Origin of the sequence: Methanolobus halotolerans, assembly GCF_004745425.1 — an archaeon.
In the GTDB taxonomy this organism is placed as follows: domain Archaea; phylum Halobacteriota; class Methanosarcinia; order Methanosarcinales; family Methanosarcinaceae; genus Methanolobus; species Methanolobus halotolerans.
In genome coordinates this window covers 74,670-93,579 of sequence record NZ_PGGK01000010.1, presented here as the reverse complement: position 1 = coordinate 93,579, position 18,910 = coordinate 74,670, and the positions used below count along the sequence as shown (strand labels likewise).

The window sequence follows — 18,910 nt, the reverse complement described above, 5'->3', positions numbered from 1 at the left end:
GTGAGGAAATAAAGGCTAGGAAGCACTGGAATCAGGTAAAAGAGATTAAAATAAAGCTAATAGTAAACAACCTTGGCAGGTATGCCAAAATTGTTTGTTTGATTCAAATGAGGATTTCTACAGAGCCACATTTAACATTTATATTATACCCAACCAGACACTATAATTCTGACATTCACTAAGTTCTAAATTATTAAGTTCTGTTAGTATTAGGAGAGATAAACTTATAGATATAATAATATTCTCATATATAAATCATAGGCAATTTTTTCAAAGGAAAAAAGGATTGTTAAGACAATTGAAATTACTGATTCCCATCCAACGGCAACAATAAAAACGTACTACGTGCTCAAAATTGTAATTCCAAAAAAGTGATCGTGCGTATTCTGTTCGCAATCTAAAAAATATCTCTCGAGCTACTTAGAAGAAGTTCACAAGAAGCTTACAGCCCGTCCACAAATGCCCCTATCCTATCAAGTGCCTCTTCTATCTCTTCCTTTGAAGTAGCATAGGAACAGCGCAAAAAGCCTTCTCCGGCTTTCCCGAATACATTGCCCGGGATTGTGACCACTTTCTGCTCGAAGAGCAGGCGTTCGGCAAACTCTGCGGAGCTTAATCCGGTATTCTGGACTGACGGGAAAGCATAGAAAGCACCTTTGGGCTCGAAGCAGTCGAGACCAATCTTGTTCAATCCACTGACGATAAGGTGGCGGCGTCGGTCGTAGTCACGCACCATGCGCTCCATTTCGTAGCTGCCGTTGCGGAGTGCTTCGATGGCTCCGATTTGAGCAATTATAGGCGCACAGAGCATACAGTATTGGTGGATAAGCATCATGGAAGCAATGATCTCTTTGGAAGCCATGGCAAATGCCAACCTGAAACCGGTCATTGCATATGCTTTGGAAAAACCGTTGAGCAATATTGTTCTGTCACGCATCCCTTCCAGAGAAGAAAAGCATGTGTGATTGCCATTATAAGTAAGGCAGTCATAGACCTCATCAGAAATAACCATGATATCATGTTCCGCTACAACATCAGCTATACCTTCAAGGTCCTTCCGGCCCATAGTAGCACCGGTGGGATTATTCGGGTAATTAAGAATCAAAGCCTTGGTCTTGTCAGTGATGACCGCCTCAAGATCTTCCGGCAAAAGCCTGAAATTGTTCTCAATACCAGTTATGACCGGAACAGGCACCCCCCCGGCAAACATTACTGAAGGCACATAGGCAACATAGGATGGCTGAGGTATTATAATCTCGTCACCCGGATTTGTAATAGCACGAATAGCAACATCAAGGGCTTCACTGACACCGGATGTTACCAGTATTTCGGAATCGGGATTGTAAGATACGTTATATTTACCTGAGAACGAACCTGAGATCTCCTCGCGGAGTTCGAGGAGACCATAATTGGATGTATAAGAGGTTTCTCCGCATTCTAAAGAATGGATACATGCCTCTCGAATATGCCAGGGTGTGACAAAATCCGGTTCACCTACGCCAAGAGAGATCGCATCATCTATTTCAGACGCAAGATCGAAATAGCGACGGATTCCTGAAGGGGGCACCTGTTTCATTACATTCGCAATGAATCCGGATGGGCGGCATGTTCTTCTCATACATCAGACTTCCTTTATCCATAATTTTCAGGCATGAGTTAAGGAGTGACAGGTAAACGCGCAACATGATCCTGCTCATGAAGAATCACTCCATCCTCCTTATAGGTCTTAAGGACAAAGTGAGTTGTAGTATGCTGCACCTGATCAAGAGTGGATATCTTCTCCGCAACAAAGAAAGCAACTTCTTTCATTGATCTTCCGGATACGGTGAGGGAGAGATCATACTGCCCGGAAAGCAGTCTCACAGACCGGACCTCGGGGAACTTATAAAGTCGTTCCACAAGAGCCTGATATCCGAGCCTGCGCTCAAGGCTGACCTTCAGTTCGATTATAGCATATACATTCTCATCACCTGCAAGGTCCCAGTCGATAACGGTCTTGTATTTACGGATGACACCGTTATTCTCCATTTCCCCGACCATCCTGCTAACATCTTCAACAGGAATACCCGTCAGGGTTGCAACTTTTTCATGTGAGATCTTCGCATCTGCCTCGAGGCATTCCAGGATATGACGCGTTTTTCCATCCATATTCAGCAACCCATTATAACGAAAAAAAGATGAGATTTCAGATCATTCGATCAATACTGCGTTCACCACACCATCCTGGCCAGGACGGCTTGTGATCTTAGCATTGCCGAGAGCGGTCTTTACTACTGAACCTTTAGTAAGGATATTACGCCTGACGTAGTGTTCACTTGCAGCATTGCCAACAACTGTTTCAATGTCTGATCTCCGGGTCTTTCCCTGTGAATCGGTAACGTTTGCAACATTACACTGCAAAAGTCTGACCTTCCGGTTACCACCTGTTGTGGATATGTTCTTCCTCTTGGTCTCGTTTACGTGTGTGTCAGCAGACTCACGTCCTAATTCGAATTTTCTCTTACCACGGGCTGCCCTTATCTTGGCGCCTGTATATGTTCTTCTGGATCTGCCTTGCCATTTCATGATATATCCTCTTGATTGTGAAAAATGAACTTGATTTTGTTCTAACTAAATATGACTTATGGACGTACCATTAATAATAAGATTGTATATGAACTTTTCGAACGATTTCATTGCCACCCCTTACAAAATAGCATCACATAGTAAAACAAAGAGACCTGTTTTATTGAAATAATATACATTTGTAAAGCAATTAATAAATATCCCAATAACTAAATAGAACCCATGCTTCGTGTAATTTTTCTAGGGACAGCCGGATCTCTTCCAACAACTAACCGAAACACCTCGGCCGTAATGGTCAATCGTGACGGCGAGCTCATGCTCTTTGACTGCGGAGAGGGAACGCAACAGCAGATGATGCGGGCAAAAACAGGAATGAAGGCCCTGACCTCCATATTCATATCGCATTTCCATGCCGACCACATACTTGGCATACCAGGACTGATACAGACAATGTCATTCCACGGAAGGACGGAACCTCTCAAAATATACGGGCCGCACCACGTGCATGAGTTTGTACAGATATTGAGTGCACTGGGATACTATAAACTGCACTTTGAGATAGAGGGGGTCGATCTTGAGCCAGGAGACATTATCAAAAGAGAGGGATACTCGATACAGGCTATCAAAACAGAACATAGTGTACCAAGTCTTGGCTATGCTCTTGTTGAGGAAAAGCGTACCGGGAAGTTCAATCGTGAGAAGGCGACTGAGCTTGGCGTACCTCCGGGACCACTCTTTTCCAGACTACACAGAGGTGAAGCTATAGAGATCAATGGAAGAACAATCCTGCCAGAAGAAGTTGTGGGACAGTCACGTCCCGGAAGGAAGATAGTCTATAGCGGAGATACACGTCCATGCAACGCCATACTGGAAACAAGCAGGGATGCCGACATTCTCATCCATGACGCTACACTGGCAAAAGATCAACAAGAATGGGCCATCGAATCAATGCACACGACTGCTGAAGAAGCAGCTAACCTCGCAAAGAAAGCAAATGTCCGCCAACTCATACTGACTCACATCAGTTCCAGGTACTCGGACGACGTAACACCCCTTTTTGAAGAAGCAAAAGCGGTCTTTGAGAATGTTACTGTCGCCGAAGACATGATGGAGATCGAAGTACCATATCAGGATAGAACTGAATTCAAAAACAAAACAAACAGATAGGTTCAGAGGAAAGTCCAGTCCAGTTTCCGGTCGTCTGCATCGTAGAGAGAAACTTCTGTTTTCATCTCCTCAATTCCGTAAGGAAGAGATTTCACGCCTATGTATAGAGTGTCACCGGGGCCATAACTGAAGCCTTCCTGCTTGACCTTTCCGAAATATACGCGCCCTCCGGACCGAGTCTCTTCGACAACAACTCCTTTCCACATGAGGGAGTCGATCACGTTAATAATAACACACTCAAACCTATCAGATTCCTTTACCTCAGACATGTCTCACCGATATAGTTGTCAGATTTAAAAAGATGATCCTTAAATGTACAGGCTTTCAGGATCCAATTTTGTCTGGACTTTCATTATTTTCTTAACAGAGGTACGCAGATCATCCTGAGTAACATTTTCCCTGTCCTCAATGATAACATTATGAAGTGCGGTTTTGAGCACCTTACCAACAAGATCCCTTCCTGAAAGCCCTTTTGTCATCTTTGCGATGACTTTAAGATTAACATCTTTTACAGGGATCGGGAATGTCTTTATGTTCGATTCGAGTATTGCAAGACGCTCATTTTCATCAGGCAGGGTGAACTCTATCTCCTCTTCGAACCTGCTGCGTACAGCCGGATCGATCGTATCATTACGGTTGGTAGCCCCTATTGTGCAAATACCCGGACGTTCGACAATCCCGTCCATTTCCGTAAGTAATGAATTGACTATCTCGGCCACATCTCCACGCAATTCCTGATGCCTCCTGTCAAGGGCAATAGCATCCAGTTCGTCAATGAAGATAATACACGGAGCCATTTCCTGCGCACGTTCATAGAGCTGGTGTATCTGACGAGCACCTTCACCCACGAACTCCCCTATCAGTTCAGTAGCTTTGACCGGAAGTATAGGGACATGGGTCTTGTTCGCAAGAGCCTTGGCAAACATGGTCTTGCCAGTCCCGGAAGGTCCGAAAAAGAGCACGTTCCTTGGCGCCCAGCGTCCGAACATTTCAGGCTGTTCCAGAAAACGTTCGATAAGCCTGCATTTTCGCCTTGCGCTGTGCTGTCCGATCACATCATCGAAAAAGACATCACTTGTGAATTCGACAGTAGGCGCACTGCTGACCACTAAATCTTTCACTATAATCTTGGTCTTGAGTCCAATTACAGATTCACAAGGTTGCACTTCTGTGATCCGGTAAGCAAAATCCGGATACATTCGCTTGTCGAACAGATATTCACCCTTGCGGGCAACGAATCCATCCCACTGCTCCCGGGCATAATGTTCGAACACACCCGGATTCTCGATCTCCGGATACTCTTCCAGAACACTGGCCATAGGATAACCTGCGGGCTCAAGAACCAGAAACTCGGCGGTACTTTCAACAGGGTTCTTACTGGGATCCCTGATCACTTTAGTATTTACTTTTTGAACAGTCCTTACGATGAATATCATCCCTTTCAGGTATATTATATCTTAAATGAATCGAAGCAATATTAAACTTAACCCTTAAGCTTCAGATACACACTTTTTAAAACACCTACATCAATAAAATACTATATTGACAATATATAAATATATTAAGATATAATATAATTGTATAAATATGGATAGTTCTGCAATTAAGCGCCTGAAAAAGGATGCGCACATGAAGATTCCGAACCTTGCCAATAGTGTATTCTTTCTTATCGTATGCGTCTTTGGAATAATCATAGTAGCATCATTTATACTAACTGACGAAACGGACATGATAGTCCTGAGTTCCGTCCTGATAGCCGCGACCTTTTCAGTTATAATATACGCAAGTTCCCGTATTGACAAGATGAACCTGGAACTGGAGGAAAAGATCCGTGAACTCAAGGATGAAAAAGCAGAAGTAGAGAATCTGGTGGAACAGAATTCAAAGATAGAGACCACTCTCACTTCGCTAATATCATTGTTCATTGCTCCGAAGGATGTAGACAGGGCAATAAGAGAAACGCTGCAGAGAACAGGAAATTTCTGCAATTGCGAGTGTGATTATCTCGTACTATTTGGCAAGGATGGAAATTCATTTCATATCCAGTCTTACTGGAGCCGTGAGAATCCGCAGAACAGGAAAATGATGTTCAAGAATCAGGACATGTCCGGTTATCCCTGGATGGCCGAAAGAATAAATGAAAAAGCAATACTGTCGATTGCAGACATTAATACTCTTTCAGGCCACGCATTAAGGGAAAAAGAAATAATGAAGGATCATGGCATTCATTCACTGATCATTGTCCCCATAGATATTGACGAAAGGATAATAGGGTTCATTAGCATCGAAAATCCGGACATTCCGGAAGAAAGCAGCGATGAGTGGAAGCAAACTCTGAAGATCCTGTCAGAACTCGTCGGAATGGCTATGCAGCATAAATTCTTCCTGAGTGACCTCAGCCTCTTCAAGAACCTGATCGATAAATCGAATGACCTTATCTTTGTGATCGATTCTGTAAAAGGCATCATTATCGATGTGAACAAAACAGCTTGCTACGAGCTGGGTTATTCCAGAGAGGAAATTCTGAAAATGTCTGGAGATAAAGCTGAAAAAATGCTTGGGAGTCGTTTCTGGGAAAAAGAGATACAGGACATATGCGGGAACAGATTCCTTGACATTGACAAAACGATAACCACAAAGGAAGGCAGATCCATACCTGTTGAGATAAACGTTACGTTCACAGACCACGAGAACACAAGCTATGCACTCGCAATAGTACGTGATGTGACAAAACGCAAGGAAGTAGAGGAGATCCTGAAAAACACACAGGAGAGGGTGGAGTTAGCACTCAAAGGTGCGGACCTGGGTATGTGGGACTGGAACATCCATACAAATGAGCTTATCTACAATGAAAGATGGGCAGAGATGGTAGGTTATGAGGCACGTGACATCAGACCGGATTTTGGCTCATGGATGAACATGATCCATTCCGAGGACCTGCCATCCGTAAAGGATAATATCGACCTCCACCTCAGTGAGAAAACACCTTTCTTTGAGTCAGAGTTCAGGATGCAGAACAAAAATAGTAACTGGCAGTGGATACTCAGCCGCGGGAAAGTGGTTGAATGGACAGGCGACAGTGAGCCTTCCAGGCTTGCAGGCACTACCATGGACACCAGTGAAAGAAAGAAGTTCGAAGAAGAACTTCGTTATTCCAACGAACTTAAAGACCTCTTCACGGATATCATGAGACATGATCTGTTAAATCCTGCCGGCAACATCAGGGGATTTACAGATCTTCTTCTGGAGCTTGAAGACAACGAAAAAAAGAAAAATATGGTTAACAGTATAAAGCGCAATAACGATAAACTGATCGAAATGATAGATATTGCTGCCAAGTTCGCCAAACTTGAATCTATTGAAGAGATCCGCCTTGAAAGGATGGACATAGGTGCAATACTAAGGAATGTGGTCGAACAGTTCGAACATAGCCTTGAGGACAAGCAGATGACACTTGAACTGAGAGCAAATGGGACCTATTATTCCATGATTAACCCGATCATAGAGGAGATCTTCGCTAATTTTATTTCCAACGCAATTAAATACAGCCCTGAGGGCGCACTGATAACAATAGATATAGTTGACACAAATTATTACTGGAAGGTAAATGTTACTGATTCCGGCGAAGGCATACCTGATGATGTCAAGGAGCTCATATTCGATCGTTTTAAACGTGTCAACAAAAAAGGCGTCAAAGGAACGGGACTGGGACTTGCGATTGTCAAGAGGATAGCCGAGATAGTCGAAAGTGAGGTCGGAGTGGAAGATAATCCAGAGGGACAGGGTAGCAGATTCTGGATCAATTTAAAGAAAGCTTACAATAACACAGATCAAACTGTGCCTGAAGACACTCTGACGCAAGAGAGTTTACCCCCAAAATCTTTAAGGCAGATGTCTCCTATCAGACCATAATTCTGATAATGATTAAGAGGCGTTTGAATGGAATTGGATGAGCTCGTTATTACAAGGGCTATAGTAGAGGAATATACCAGGACATTCCTTGATTATACGGATGTTGATGTCGCACTTGTCGGAGGAGGACCGGCAAACCTGGTTGCTGCCAGGTATCTGGCCGATGCAGGAGTGAAGACTGTGATATTTGAAAAGAAACTCTCCATAGGAGGAGGGATGTGGGGCGGAGGAATGATGTTCCCACGAATCGTTGTGCAGGAAGAGGCAAAAAACATCCTGGATGACTTTAATATCAACTATCACGAATATGAGAAAGGTTACTTTGTTGCAAGCTCCATAGAATCCGTGGGAAGGCTCATAACCGGCGCTACAGCGGCAGGTGCAGAGATATTCAACCTGATAGATGTAGAAGATGTAATGATACGTGAGAACGATGCAGTATGTGGCCTTGTCATAAACTGGGGACCCGTATCCATGAGCCGTCTTCATGTTGACCCCCTTGCCATCCGTGCAAAACTTGTCATTGACGGCACAGGACATGATGCAGCCATCTGCAGTACCATTCAGCGTAAGATACCCGGTGCACAGATGGGAGAACTCGGAGTCATAGGTGAAAAACCAATGTGGGCTGATGTAGGTGAGCGCATCCTTATGGAGACAACAAAAGAAGTCTACCCCGGACTCATAGTCACCGGCATGGCAGCAAATGCAGTTGCAGGCGCCCCCAGGATGGGACCAATATTTGGCGGCATGATGCTATCAGGAAAAAAAGCTGCCGAAATTGCCATCGAAAAGCTTGGAAAATAAACCTGATACCAGGACATCCATTCCATAGTATTTCCAGCAGTTCCAAGCTTTTTCAAAGGAAAAGTTTATCTAAGAAACGGACATCTATAGGGTGCTTTCAAGCAAACGCACCTTCTTCAAGCCGGGGTAGGGTAGCGGTTATCCTGTAGCCCTGTGGAGGCTACGATCCGAGTTCGATTCTCGGTCCCGGCCCCATTTATCAGTTTTTATTTTCATCGATTTATTAATTAGTCATATTATAATTAGTTTTATATTACATATTTAAAAATCTTGAAAAGTGAATTTTTGACTTTGCACCGGAATTCAGGCCATTACCGAAACCGGAAAAAGTTAACTAATAAATTCTAATATATTGGTCCCTGGTCTCATTTAACCTGCAGGTCAGACATAGACAAAAAAAAGAAAAATACCACAAAATTGGTACAAGCCCTGTAAATGAAGAATTTATACAAATAGACAACAAATGAGCCTGTATATTAGTATAGTTTCCCAGTGTATTATGTTGCAAATATAACGGACGGACAACTACACTGAATTATATGGATTTTTGCATAACTACTGGAACTCATGGATTTTCAGTTGTCTTCGATTACACATCTTCTCTCCCGGTATATCAACAGGATAAGCTCCTGTCAGGCAACCAATACAGAGGTCATCCCTATCGAATCCGATCGAATCCACCAGACCTTCGATGCTCAGATATCCGAGAGAATCTGCATTTATAACAGCTTCAACACCCTTTGTTGTCTTGTGAGCCGCTATCAGCTCATCCCTTGAGGCCATATCTATACCCAGATAGCACGGAGCAACTATAGGAGGGCTGCCGATCCGGGCATGAACTTCCCGGGCACCTGCTTTCTTTATCATATCAATAATACGCCGGGAGGTCGTTCCCCTTACAACACTATCGTCAATAAGAATTATACTCTTGTCTTTAATGTTCTCAGCAATAGTATTCATCTTAAGGCGAACTGCAGTCTCACGCATAGCCTGCCCGGGCAAAATAAAGGTCCGCCCTATATAACGGTTCTTCATGAGGCTCTCTTCATAGTCGATATTGGACTCACGGGCATAACCTATTGCAGAAGTGATTCCCGAGTCAGGCACAGGAGAGACCATGTCGGCGTCCACAGGATAGTCCTTTGCAAGCCTCTCGCCTATCCGTTCTCTCACCTTGTAAACAAGCCTGCCATCTATAATAGAATCCGGACGTGCAAAATAGATATATTCGAAAACACAATGTGCAGAATTGACTTCGTGGAAAAGCTGGTGTGATTCAATATCACCGTCAAGGAACATCACCAGCTCTCCAGGTTTGACATCTCTGAGCAGTTCTCCATTCAAAGTATCGATGGCCACACTTTCCGAAGCCACAACATATCCCGAATCGATGGTGCCTATGCATAGAGGTTTGAATCCAAATGGATCCCTTACAGCTATAAGCACATCATCTATAAGAATAGTCAGTGAATAAGAACCGTTCAACTGCTTCATCACGTTGCTTATCGCTACTACTGAGTCGTATTTAAGAAGTTCTTTCACGAGAAGATGTGCTATGACCTCGGTGTCCGAACTTGCAACAAAGATATGACCCTCTGTTTCAAGTTTTTTTCTAAGTTCAGGACCGTTGATAAGATTACCGTTATGGGCTATTGCAACACTGCCACTCTTGTATTTGACAATGAAAGGCTGGCAGTTCTCAATCCTGGAATCACCCGTTGTGGAATAACGCACATGGCCTATACCCACTTTGCCTTTGAGCCCCAGAAGATCATTCTTTTTATAGACCTCAGGTACAAGCCCCATACCCTTGATAGAGTGGGCTTCTTTACCATCATAGACAGTTATACCCGAGGACTCTTGCCCTCGATGCTGTAATGCATACATGGCATAATACATCTGAAGTGCAGCCGGTACAGGATGTGATTCATCACCATATTTGACCACACCCACAACACCACATTCTTCACGCATTTTAATCCCGGGTGTGTAAAAAAAAACGGGCAGTTAAAATTTGCACTTTGCCTGCCACTGGTAACTTCTCATGCGAGGTGTCTTCCCGAAACCACAGGAAGTACACTGTTTTGTATGAATATTGAGTGAGACACTACCACAGCGCCTGCACTTTACGTGTGTGCGCTTTTGCCTTTTACCCATTGAGGGAGTACCTTTTGACATTTATTATCACCTTTTGACTTGAATTTATAAATATAATCGCATACCGGTTGGAATGACACCTGATATGGCTATTAGTTCTTATATTTTACGTTCGTTTCAGGGGGAAACGTAGACAATGTTATCACCTCTGATAACAACACTACCCAGCTTCCTCAGGATATCTCCTTCTTTCAGTTCTTCCGCTTCGTCAAGTACAAGGTTCATGTGAACATCGTAACCCTGAAGTTTGCCCCTAAATTCTCTTGCACCTTTTAGTCTCACGATCACAGGAGTGTTCAAAGCATTGTTCAATATATCAAGAGGTCTATTTCCCATATTACTTGCCTTCATTAAATAAATTCGAATAACTATAATTTCACGTATCTAATTTGTCTGCGTACATATACGTCTTGTGATGCACCATTGGTGTGAATACAGTATATAAAACTATCGTAAAGAGACGTTTTGAGGAAAATATCTGAACTGAATTGCCTTTCTATACGACCAACTATTATTTAACTTACAAGTCTTTAAGCCAGCATCATTATAAGATCAAAGCAGGAAGTAGCAAAAGGAGAATTCATATGACAAAGGTAACTGTTGTAATGACGATCGCAGGGTCGGATTCCGGAGGTGGCGCCGGCATAGAAGCAGACATCAAAACCTTCTCGGCACTGGGAGCGCATGGAACATGCGCCATTACTTCAGTCACATCACAAAACACCATGGGAGTCCTGAGTGCCTTTGATCTTCCGGAAGAAGTCATCAGGAACCAGATAGATGCGGTTTGCAGTGATATGCACATAGAATGGGCAAAATCAGGAATGTTATCCTCACCGGGCATTACTTCAACTGTGGCTGAGATGGTCAGTAAGTACGGCATCAAACTTGTCGTGGACCCCGTAATGGCTGCAGAAGCCGGCGGGGCCCTGCTCAGAAAAGAAGCAATAGCAACTCTAAAAGAAGATCTTCTGCCTCTAAGTTATGTTGTCACGCCCAACATCAGTGAAGCTGTGGAACTGTCCGGCATGAAGATCACAAATATTGAGGAAGCAAAGAATGCTGCCCGGGCGATCGCAGGGACAGGTGTCAAAGCAGTCATTGTCACCGGAGGCCATCTTGATGCATCAGATGTCGTTTATGAAAGTGAAACTCAGGAATTCACTGTAATCCCTGGAAATTTTGTAAGGGGAGGGACCCATGGCTCAGGATGTACATATTCAGCTTCACTTACATGCTTCCTTGCACAGGGAATGAGTCTGCCGGAAGCTGCCAGGAATGCAAAAGAATTCATAATCAGGGCCATCCAGGGAAGCAAAACGGTCGGAAAAGGTGTTGGACCCGTGAACCCGCTGGCAGGAATGCTATCGGATTCAGGGAGATATGCAGTCCTGGAAGATCTCAAAGAGGCAGCCAGAATTATCAGTTCCTCGGACAGCTTCGGATACCTTATCCCGGAAGTGGGATCCAATATTGCAATGGCCATCCCCGATGCAAAGGATAAAGCCGATGTTGCTGCTGTTGAGGGAAGGATCGTCCGGCTCAGGGGTTTGCCAGAGGTTGTCGGAAATATCGACTTTGGAGCAAGCAGCCATGTTGCCCGCATAATACTGGCAGCAATGAATTACGATTCCCGGATAAGGGCTGCCGTGAATGTGAGGTATTCAGAAGGAATTATAGAAATATGCAGGCAAATGGACCTGAGCACATCTTCCTTCGACAGGAAGGATGAGCCTGAAAAAGCCCAGACGATGGACTGGGGCACCTGCAATGCCATCGAACGGCACGGAAGTGTACCTGACATAATATATGACAAAGGGGGACCCGGCAAGGAGCCCATGATCAGGGTCCTCGGTAAAAACGCAAGAAATGTCACAAGTATTGCCATTAGCATATCTGAAAGGTATAAGAAGATACAGACAGAACATGCCATACCTGCAGACAATTAGCAACGAAAATATGTATTGCATAAGTGTTGCACCAAAGAGTGAACGAAAATGGAAAATAAGACATTCAAAGACCTAAATCTTTCCGAAGAGACAATAAGAAGTATCAGGGAGATGGGCTATCTGGAACCGACTGAGATCCAGAGTCAGGCCATCCCGCTGATAATGGAAGGAAAGGACATAATAGGTCAGGCAAAGACCGGCACCGGCAAGACAGCTGCCTTTGGGATACCACTTGCAGAACTTATAGACCAGGATACTGAACTCACACAGGCAATGATACTCTGTCCTACCAGAGAACTGGCAAACCAGGTAGCAGAAGAACTTGCAGGCATCTCAAAGTACAAAAAGGGATTAAGCATAACAGCAGTTTATGGAGGACGTTCCATGGGACAACAGACACAAGACCTGGAGAATGGCGTCCAGATAGTTGTTGGTACCCCCGGAAGAATAATTGACCATATCGAACGCCAGCATATAAAAATGGACAATATTAGGACAATGATCCTTGACGAGGCTGATGAAATGCTCAAGATGGGATTCAGAGAGGCCATTGAGAAGATACTGGACCTTTCTCCGAAGAAAAGACAGACCCTCCTCTTTTCCGCAACTATGCCAAAACCCATACTTCGTATCACTGATGTATACATGCAAAGTCCGCAACACATAAAGATTACGGGGAAAGAGATGACAGTGCCCGAAGTGAAGCAATACTACTACGAAATGAAAGACAATATGAAAGTAGAGGCCCTGCACCGCCTGATAGATGTTGAGAACATCAGGCTGGCCCTTGTTTTCTGTAACACGATCAAAGAAGTAGATAAATTGTATATCAAACTGGGATCCCGCGGACATGCTGTGGAGACCCTTCATGGAGATATCAAGCAGAAGCGTCGGGAGAAGACCATTGGTAATTTACAGGAAGAGAAGATCAATATCATTATTGCAACAGATGTTGCAGCCAGAGGCATTGATATTGATAATATAGAAGCGGTTGTGAACTATGATCTGCCCCAGGAGATCGAGACCTACATTCACAGAATCGGCAGGACCGCAAGGGCGGGAAGACCCGGGACAGCCTATTCCTTTGTGTCAAAGAACGAAATTGGTAAGTTAACATCCATACAAAGGCATACAAAAACAAAAATCGTTCCAAGGGAGATACCTTCTGTTAAGGATGTAGAGAAGGTAAAGGAAGCTCAGGTAGCAGACAGGGTCAGAATGAGCATCAGGTCAGGAAATCTTCAACGATATGACGAATGGGTCGAAAAGCTTGCTGCTGAAGGAATTAGTCACAGAGAAATTGCTGCATCCCTTGCAAAATTACTACTTAAGGAAGGAAAGAACAGGCCCTGAACGATTCTGGAGATACATAAATGAAAGATTTTGTGATAATAGGCCATAAGGCATTGACAACTGGAGATTTTTCTCTTAACGACCTGCCGGGTTCGGCCGGACGTATGGACATACTTTGCAGATGTATAAATTCTGCACTATTTCTTTCGCACGGAATGAGGCGGGACATAAATGTGCATCTGGTATTGCTTGGAGAACCTGACCCGGGTAAGATCGTCCGTTTTAACGGAGAAGAACTCAGATACCTGAATCCTGACGAAAGAAGCAGTGGCTCACTGATCAAAAAGGCACTTGAGAAGGATGCAACTGATTATGAGACACGTTCTACCCCGGGAGTATGGATCCGCCGCGGAGGGTTGGAAAAGCTCATAAAAGAATTCAGAGAGGAAAAGAGGAATATATACTATCTCAGGGAAGACGGAGAGGATATTGGAAAGATTAATGGCTTAGCGCAGAATGCTGTATTCGTTCTCGGGGATCACATGGGAGTCACTGACGAAGAGGAAGATATCATAAGCCGCGATAGCTCCGCAACATTATCCATCGGACCACTTTCACTCCATTCAGACCATTGTATAACTATTATCCTGAACGAGCTGGACAGGCTTGAGCAGCCGCAACCCAAAAAGGATTAATTAGAGGTCAACCATTTCGTGGCAATCATTCATGAGCCAGATAATATTACAAGTGATCAAATGACAATACTTGAAACTGCTAAAAAAATAATCGATGAGGGTCCCATCTGTGATAACTGCATTGGAAGGCAGTTCGCGAAATTATCCACAGGTCTTACGAACGTGGAGAGGGGACGTGCCATAAAACTTGCCCTTGCCATGGAGGGTGACCTCCTATTGAAGGAAAAGGGAGATGACACCATCCTGAAAGAACTTGCACAGAGTAGTCCTTTTGCAAGAAAGAGCCTTGGCATCACCGAAGAAGATAGTCAGTGCTGGGTCTGCCTGGGGCTGTATGACAATCTTGGCATATGGGCTGACCGCGCCATTGAAGCTATCGGTGACATCGAATACTCCACCTTCCTCGTAGGAACAAAAATCAGTGGATTGCTTGCGGAGAATGAGGAGATACTCTGGAGCGAGTGCGGGATCACGTATGCCGAACAATTCAAGAGCGAGATGAACAGGGAAGCCGGAAAGCTCATTGCAGCACGTAACGGTAAAGAGGTAGAGTTCGAAAGACCTGACATCCTTGTCACCCTCGACATTGCAAACGATAAGGTAAAGCTCCAGATACGCTCGCTTTACATCCAGGGCAGGTACAGGAAAATCGCGAGAGGCATTCCGCAGACCAGGTGGCCCTGCAGGACATGCGGCGGAAAAGGCTGTGAAAGATGTGATCTCACAGGTAAGCAATACCCCGAATCGGTGGATGAGCTCATCCGCGAAGAAGTTGTGAAGATGTGTGATGCTACGGATACGAAGTTCCATGGAGCCGGAAGGGAAGATATCGATGCACTAATGCTTGGTACCGGAAGACCCTTCGTGGTTGAGGCCCTTGAGCCATCCATACGCTCCATTGATGTGGCCGAACTTCAAAAGAGGATTAACGCATTTGCCAGTGAGAAGGTAGAAGTCAGCGACCTCAGGATAGTGACCAAGGAAGTAATAGAGAAACTGAAAACATCCCAGGCGGATAAAGTTTATAACTTAAAAGTTACATTCAATGAGCCAGTTTCCAAGGAAAAGCTTATATCTGCCATCAACAGTCTGATTGGAGTTGAGATCTCACAGAGAACACCACAACGTGTATCCCACAGAAGGGCTGATCTGATCAGAAAGAGAAGTGTTCATGACATGCAGCTTCTGGAATTTACAGATGAGCATGCTGTCATACAAGTGCAATGTGACGGCGGATTATACGTCAAGGAACTTACGTCCGGTGATGAAGGAAGAACGCAGCCAAGCCTAACAGGTGTACTGGGTATACAGGCAAAGGTTACTGAACTGGATGTCATGAATGTTGACATTTAAGCATCTGCCAGGTCCACGGACAAATCATAAACTAATCATTATATAAAAATAGAATTTAATCGAATCTAGTTGATCAACGGAGGAAAAATCATGCCAACATCACACGGAGAGAAATGCTGTACACGCTATAAACTGAAGAAAACTGTTAGAGAAAGGGGACTTTCACCAGTAAGCAAAGCCATCCAGGAGTTTAATGAAGGACAGATGGTACACATCGACATCGATCCCAGTGTACAGAAAGGAATGCCACATGCCAGGTTCCAGGGAAAGACCGGAAAGGTTACGGGTCAGCGTGGCCGTGCCTACCTGCTCCACATAAGGGATGGTAATGCTACAAAAGAGATAGTCTCCCTTCCACAGCATCTGAAATTACAGAAGAATAACTGATCAGGGATATTTTCAGATATTGACCTGAAATTCCCATAACGTCAGATATATCTCTATTGCCAACAATGGGGATAATATCAGACATTTTTTTAACGATGTCAGACGAGAGAACTAGTTAATTTTTGAAAGAGTGTATATCAATGATTGTGAAGCAAATTCTGAGCGAAGAGATGTTGACCCTTCCGGAAGTGAAGGGAGTTTTGCACGAGATTATGGAAGAACGTTTACAGAACGAAGAAGAGCTGGGATATGAATTACGTAAAGCCATAAATCATGCGGACATGTTCTCAAAATCATCGCCGGAAAAATCAAGGGAACTTGTGAACAAGCTTCTTGAGCTTGAAAAGATGAAACCTGAGATTGCGATCAGAATCGCAGATATCATGCCCCAGACAAGGGATGAGCTCAGGTCCCTCTATGCAAAAGAGAGATTCACTTTAGTCGAAGAGGAACTTGACCAGATGCTTGAAATGGTCGAAGAAGCAATGGATTAGATTTATATCATATACATCCTTTTTTAAGAGCAAGAATAATTTATCATTAGCAGTGGGTACACCGGAGAGAAGATATGACAACAAGGGGAAAGCCACCAGAAAAAGAAGAATTTGCATGGGTCCTGGATTACCTGCCGTATGGAAATACTGATGACAGGCGGCCATCCTATCAGAAAAAGCCAGTGGTACAGGTGGTTGGTGAAAAGAATTTCGCCCTTATAGAACTTGTACCGAAAGAAGGCAAGATCCCCGATATCCAATCCCGAGTATATATTGGTGAAGGGGACAGGGACGAGATAGACCATGTCAAACACAGGATATCGTACAGCACCCTCAGTCAGGGTGCTCAGTTAGAACTTCCATTCATCCTGGAGATAAACGTTAAGCATGATGAAGAGAAGTTTGTGAAATTCTTTAATGAAGCACATCCCATAACCAACAGGCTTCACATGCTTGAACTGTTACCGGGAATTGGGAAAAAACTGATGTGGGCCATTATAGATGAAAGGAAGAAAGGTCCGTTTAGCAGTCTTGAAGAACTTCACGAAAGGGTCGGAGGAGTACATTCACCACAGAAAGTGATATCAAACCGTATCGTTGAGGAACTAAAGGACGACAATATAAAATACAGGCTGTTCACCCTTCCTCCCAAACGCCCAAAACAATAAAAGGTGTTCTTTTCTTGGTCAGGGATATTCTCAGGAAATATGGCATCCGCGGAGGAAACCATGACCAGCATTTTCTTGTGGATGAACACATGCTTGACAGGATAGTCAATGCAGCAGACATCCAGCCTGATGAGGTCATACTTGAGATTGGGGCAGGCATCGGCAACCTTACCGAGAGGCTAATGGTACACGCAAAAAAAGTGATTGCCATAGAGCGTGATCCGGCCCTTGTTGATGTACTTATGAACCGTTTTGGCGGAACTGAAAAGCTGGAAATCATCCATGCTGATGTCCTTGATGTTGATTTTCCAAAGTTTGATAAAGTTGTTTCAAATCTTCCATATTCCATCTCCTCTGAAATCACTTTCAGGCTCTTGAAGCATGAATTCAGCCTGGGGATCCTGATGTACCAGTACGAGTTCGCAGAACGTATGGTAGCCCGGGCAAACTCTGGAGATTATAGCAGGCTTTCAGTGAACACACATTATTTTGCTGACGCGTCTATTATAATGAAGGTCCCCAGAGGAGCTTTCTCACCGCCACCTGAAGTGCTGTCCGCCGTTGTGAAACTTGTACCCCGGCCTTCAACTTTCAAGGTTCTTGACGAGAAATACTTCCTTGAATTCGTTACTGCTGTTTTCGGACAGAGACGCAAGAAAATGAGAAATTCCATCATCAGGAACAAACAGCTGCTTGGCATCCCCGACATGAGAGAATTCATAAACGAACTACCCGAGGAAATGCTTGGAAAGCGACCTGAAAATCTTGAGCCTGCAGAATTTGCATACCTTGCGAACCTCTTGTACAGGCATAAACAAGGTATTTAGATGGTCACTATCAACTACAGGAATGCTGCGGTGAAAATTGCAGAGAGCGTCTACGAACCTGCAGAAGATTCTTTTTTACTTGCGGATGCGGCACTTGAAGTCTGCATCGACGGCATGAAGGTGCTGGAAATAGGAACAGGAACAGGTTTTGTGGCTTCCGTCGTGCAGGCGAACAGAAACATCGAACTTACCGCCACAGAGATAAACCCTCATGCAGCCCTGTGTGCAAAGTCCAATGGTGTAGCGGTCATCAGGACAGATATGTTTGCCGGCATAATAAAGGAAAGGCATTTCGACATCATCATTTTCAATCCGCCATACCTGCCGACATCCGATGAAGAGAAAGTCCCGGGATGGCTCAACTATGCCTTCGATGGCGGAAAGGATGGACGTAAAGTCATCATTCGCTTTATAGAAGAAGTCAGCAGCCATCTGAAAGAAGAAGGGACCATAGTGATTATGATATCCTCATTAACGGACATAGAAGAAGTCAAAGCACTTATGTACAGGCACGGATTCAAAACCCGCATAATTGCACGTACCAAATGTTCTTTTGAGGAACTGGTAGTAATTGAAGGAAAATTCAGCTAAAGCACCACGCTAATTAAGTTAAACTTATCTTTTCTGATGAAATAC

The 18,910-nt window shown here is 44.2% G+C and carries 20 protein-coding genes, 1 tRNA gene and 1 pseudogene; 14 read left to right on the top strand and 8 right to left on the bottom strand.

Annotated features, from left to right (window positions below):
• A pseudogene (locus CUN85_RS13160) lies at positions 1–182 on the top strand (hypothetical protein); the annotation flags it as partial.
• Positions 183–442: 260 nt separating this feature from the next.
• Here the strand turns inward: CUN85_RS13160 and CUN85_RS09770 are convergent.
• From CUN85_RS09770 to CUN85_RS09760, 3 genes are read right to left on the bottom strand one after another with little or no spacing between them, the layout of a single operon-like run.
• Complete coding sequence (locus CUN85_RS09770) at positions 443–1,618, bottom strand: aminotransferase class I/II-fold pyridoxal phosphate-dependent enzyme (protein WP_135390143.1); 1,176 nt, start codon at positions 1,616–1,618, stop codon at positions 443–445.
• 38 nt (positions 1,619–1,656) lie between these two features.
• Positions 1,657–2,148 carry an Lrp/AsnC family transcriptional regulator gene (locus CUN85_RS09765; protein WP_135390142.1) on the bottom strand — a complete coding sequence of 164 codons (492 nt, stop codon included), beginning with the start codon at positions 2,146–2,148 and terminating at the stop codon, positions 1,657–1,659.
• 42 nt (positions 2,149–2,190) lie between these two features.
• Positions 2,191–2,565: a 30S ribosomal protein S8e gene (locus CUN85_RS09760; protein ID WP_135390141.1), complete on the bottom strand. Its 375-nt coding sequence runs from the start codon at positions 2,563–2,565 to the stop codon at positions 2,191–2,193.
• A gap of 222 nt (positions 2,566–2,787) precedes the next feature.
• Here CUN85_RS09760 and CUN85_RS09755 point away from each other — a divergent pair, with 222 nt between their 5' ends.
• The gene (locus CUN85_RS09755; protein ID WP_135390140.1) at positions 2,788–3,732 is read left to right on the top strand and encodes a ribonuclease Z; all 945 of its coding nucleotides are present in this window, start codon (positions 2,788–2,790) and stop codon (positions 3,730–3,732) included.
• A gap of 2 nt (positions 3,733–3,734) precedes the next feature.
• Here the strand turns inward: CUN85_RS09755 and CUN85_RS09750 are convergent, their stop codons facing one another.
• Positions 3,735–3,953 carry a hypothetical protein gene (locus CUN85_RS09750; protein ID WP_328591260.1) on the bottom strand — a complete coding sequence of 73 codons (219 nt, stop codon included), beginning with the start codon at positions 3,951–3,953 and terminating at the stop codon, positions 3,735–3,737.
• 87 nt (positions 3,954–4,040) lie between these two features.
• The gene (locus CUN85_RS09745) at positions 4,041–5,168 is read right to left on the bottom strand and encodes an AAA family ATPase (RefSeq protein WP_135390138.1); all 1,128 of its coding nucleotides are present in this window, start codon (positions 5,166–5,168) and stop codon (positions 4,041–4,043) included.
• 151 nt (positions 5,169–5,319) lie between these two features.
• Here CUN85_RS09745 and CUN85_RS09740 point away from each other — a divergent pair, with 151 nt between their 5' ends.
• From CUN85_RS09740 to CUN85_RS09730, 3 genes are all read left to right on the top strand, one after another.
• On the top strand, positions 5,320–7,644 hold the full coding sequence (locus CUN85_RS09740) for a sensor histidine kinase (RefSeq protein WP_135390137.1): 2,325 nt from the start codon (positions 5,320–5,322) through the stop codon (positions 7,642–7,644).
• A 27-nt stretch (positions 7,645–7,671) separates the two neighbouring features.
• Positions 7,672–8,451 carry a sulfide-dependent adenosine diphosphate thiazole synthase gene (locus CUN85_RS09735; RefSeq protein WP_135390136.1) on the top strand — a complete coding sequence of 260 codons (780 nt, stop codon included), beginning with the start codon at positions 7,672–7,674 and terminating at the stop codon, positions 8,449–8,451.
• Between the two features lie 120 nt (positions 8,452–8,571).
• Positions 8,572–8,646 (top strand) — tRNA-His (locus CUN85_RS09730).
• 360 nt (positions 8,647–9,006) lie between these two features.
• On the opposite strand, the gene purF is transcribed toward CUN85_RS09730, so the two are convergent.
• From purF to CUN85_RS09715, 3 genes are all read right to left on the bottom strand, one after another.
• Positions 9,007–10,425 (bottom strand): amidophosphoribosyltransferase, encoded by a 1,419-nt coding sequence (gene purF / locus CUN85_RS09725; protein ID WP_135390135.1) that lies wholly within the window; start codon positions 10,423–10,425, stop codon positions 9,007–9,009.
• 33 nt (positions 10,426–10,458) lie between these two features.
• Positions 10,459–10,629, bottom strand: coding sequence for a 50S ribosomal protein L37e (locus tag CUN85_RS09720; RefSeq protein WP_135390134.1), 171 nt, complete (start codon positions 10,627–10,629; stop codon positions 10,459–10,461).
• Positions 10,630–10,725: 96 nt separating this feature from the next.
• Positions 10,726–10,944: an LSm family protein gene (locus tag CUN85_RS09715; protein WP_135390133.1), complete on the bottom strand. Its 219-nt coding sequence runs from the start codon at positions 10,942–10,944 to the stop codon at positions 10,726–10,728.
• 248 nt (positions 10,945–11,192) lie between these two features.
• Here CUN85_RS09715 and thiD point away from each other — a divergent pair, with 248 nt between their 5' ends.
• The 9 genes from thiD (at position 11,193) to CUN85_RS09670 (ending at position 18,865) form a co-directional block, all read left to right on the top strand.
• A complete protein-coding gene (gene thiD / locus CUN85_RS09710) occupies positions 11,193–12,557 on the top strand; it encodes a bifunctional hydroxymethylpyrimidine kinase/phosphomethylpyrimidine kinase (protein ID WP_135390132.1) in 1,365 nt (454 codons plus the stop codon).
• Between the two features lie 48 nt (positions 12,558–12,605).
• Positions 12,606–13,910 carry a DEAD/DEAH box helicase gene (locus tag CUN85_RS09705; RefSeq protein WP_135390131.1) on the top strand — a complete coding sequence of 435 codons (1,305 nt, stop codon included), beginning with the start codon at positions 12,606–12,608 and terminating at the stop codon, positions 13,908–13,910.
• Between the two features lie 20 nt (positions 13,911–13,930).
• Positions 13,931–14,545: a tRNA (pseudouridine(54)-N(1))-methyltransferase TrmY gene (trmY, locus tag CUN85_RS09700; protein ID WP_135390130.1), complete on the top strand. Its 615-nt coding sequence runs from the start codon at positions 13,931–13,933 to the stop codon at positions 14,543–14,545.
• A gap of 60 nt (positions 14,546–14,605) precedes the next feature.
• Complete coding sequence (locus tag CUN85_RS09695; protein ID WP_135390129.1) at positions 14,606–15,898, top strand: tRNA pseudouridine(54/55) synthase Pus10; 1,293 nt, start codon at positions 14,606–14,608, stop codon at positions 15,896–15,898.
• A gap of 90 nt (positions 15,899–15,988) precedes the next feature.
• A complete protein-coding gene (locus CUN85_RS09690; protein WP_135390128.1) occupies positions 15,989–16,285 on the top strand; it encodes a 50S ribosomal protein L21e in 297 nt (98 codons plus the stop codon).
• 140 nt (positions 16,286–16,425) lie between these two features.
• Complete coding sequence (locus tag CUN85_RS09685; protein WP_135390127.1) at positions 16,426–16,779, top strand: RNA polymerase Rpb4 family protein; 354 nt, start codon at positions 16,426–16,428, stop codon at positions 16,777–16,779.
• Positions 16,780–16,853: 74 nt separating this feature from the next.
• Positions 16,854–17,447, top strand: a complete 594-nt coding sequence (locus CUN85_RS09680; RefSeq protein WP_135390126.1) for a DUF655 domain-containing protein — start codon at positions 16,854–16,856, stop codon at positions 17,445–17,447.
• Between the two features lie 14 nt (positions 17,448–17,461).
• The gene (gene rsmA, locus CUN85_RS09675) at positions 17,462–18,274 is read left to right on the top strand and encodes a 16S rRNA (adenine(1518)-N(6)/adenine(1519)-N(6))-dimethyltransferase RsmA (RefSeq protein WP_135390125.1); all 813 of its coding nucleotides are present in this window, start codon (positions 17,462–17,464) and stop codon (positions 18,272–18,274) included.
• Positions 18,275–18,865 carry a HemK2/MTQ2 family protein methyltransferase gene (locus CUN85_RS09670; RefSeq protein WP_135390124.1) on the top strand — a complete coding sequence of 197 codons (591 nt, stop codon included), beginning with the start codon at positions 18,275–18,277 and terminating at the stop codon, positions 18,863–18,865. It begins immediately after the preceding gene.
• Positions 18,866–18,910: the final 45 nt, after the last annotated feature.

Coding starts and splice junctions, on each gene's coding strand:
- CUN85_RS09680 (WP_135390126.1), top strand. CDS start 16,854: ATGACAACAAGGGGAAAGCCACCAGAAAAAGAAGAATTTGCATGGGTC.
- trmY (WP_135390130.1), top strand. CDS start 13,931: ATGAAAGATTTTGTGATAATAGGCCATAAGGCATTGACAACTGGAGAT.
- CUN85_RS09745 (WP_135390138.1), bottom strand. CDS start 5,168: ATGATATTCATCGTAAGGACTGTTCAAAAAGTAAATACTAAAGTGATC.
- CUN85_RS09755 (WP_135390140.1), top strand. CDS start 2,788: ATGCTTCGTGTAATTTTTCTAGGGACAGCCGGATCTCTTCCAACAACT.
- CUN85_RS09735 (WP_135390136.1), top strand. CDS start 7,672: ATGGAATTGGATGAGCTCGTTATTACAAGGGCTATAGTAGAGGAATAT.
- CUN85_RS09685 (WP_135390127.1), top strand. CDS start 16,426: ATGATTGTGAAGCAAATTCTGAGCGAAGAGATGTTGACCCTTCCGGAA.
- CUN85_RS09695 (WP_135390129.1), top strand. CDS start 14,606: ATGACAATACTTGAAACTGCTAAAAAAATAATCGATGAGGGTCCCATC.
- CUN85_RS09705 (WP_135390131.1), top strand. CDS start 12,606: ATGGAAAATAAGACATTCAAAGACCTAAATCTTTCCGAAGAGACAATA.
- thiD (WP_135390132.1), top strand. CDS start 11,193: ATGACAAAGGTAACTGTTGTAATGACGATCGCAGGGTCGGATTCCGGA.
- CUN85_RS09770 (WP_135390143.1), bottom strand. CDS start 1,618: ATGAGAAGAACATGCCGCCCATCCGGATTCATTGCGAATGTAATGAAA.
- CUN85_RS09715 (WP_135390133.1), bottom strand. CDS start 10,944: ATGGGAAATAGACCTCTTGATATATTGAACAATGCTTTGAACACTCCT.
- CUN85_RS09670 (WP_135390124.1), top strand. CDS start 18,275: ATGGTCACTATCAACTACAGGAATGCTGCGGTGAAAATTGCAGAGAGC.
- CUN85_RS09690 (WP_135390128.1), top strand. CDS start 15,989: ATGCCAACATCACACGGAGAGAAATGCTGTACACGCTATAAACTGAAG.
- CUN85_RS09760 (WP_135390141.1), bottom strand. CDS start 2,565: ATGAAATGGCAAGGCAGATCCAGAAGAACATATACAGGCGCCAAGATA.
- CUN85_RS09720 (WP_135390134.1), bottom strand. CDS start 10,629: ATGTCAAAAGGTACTCCCTCAATGGGTAAAAGGCAAAAGCGCACACAC.
- CUN85_RS09765 (WP_135390142.1), bottom strand. CDS start 2,148: ATGGATGGAAAAACGCGTCATATCCTGGAATGCCTCGAGGCAGATGCG.
- CUN85_RS09740 (WP_135390137.1), top strand. CDS start 5,320: ATGGATAGTTCTGCAATTAAGCGCCTGAAAAAGGATGCGCACATGAAG.
- purF (WP_135390135.1), bottom strand. CDS start 10,425: ATGCGTGAAGAATGTGGTGTTGTGGGTGTGGTCAAATATGGTGATGAA.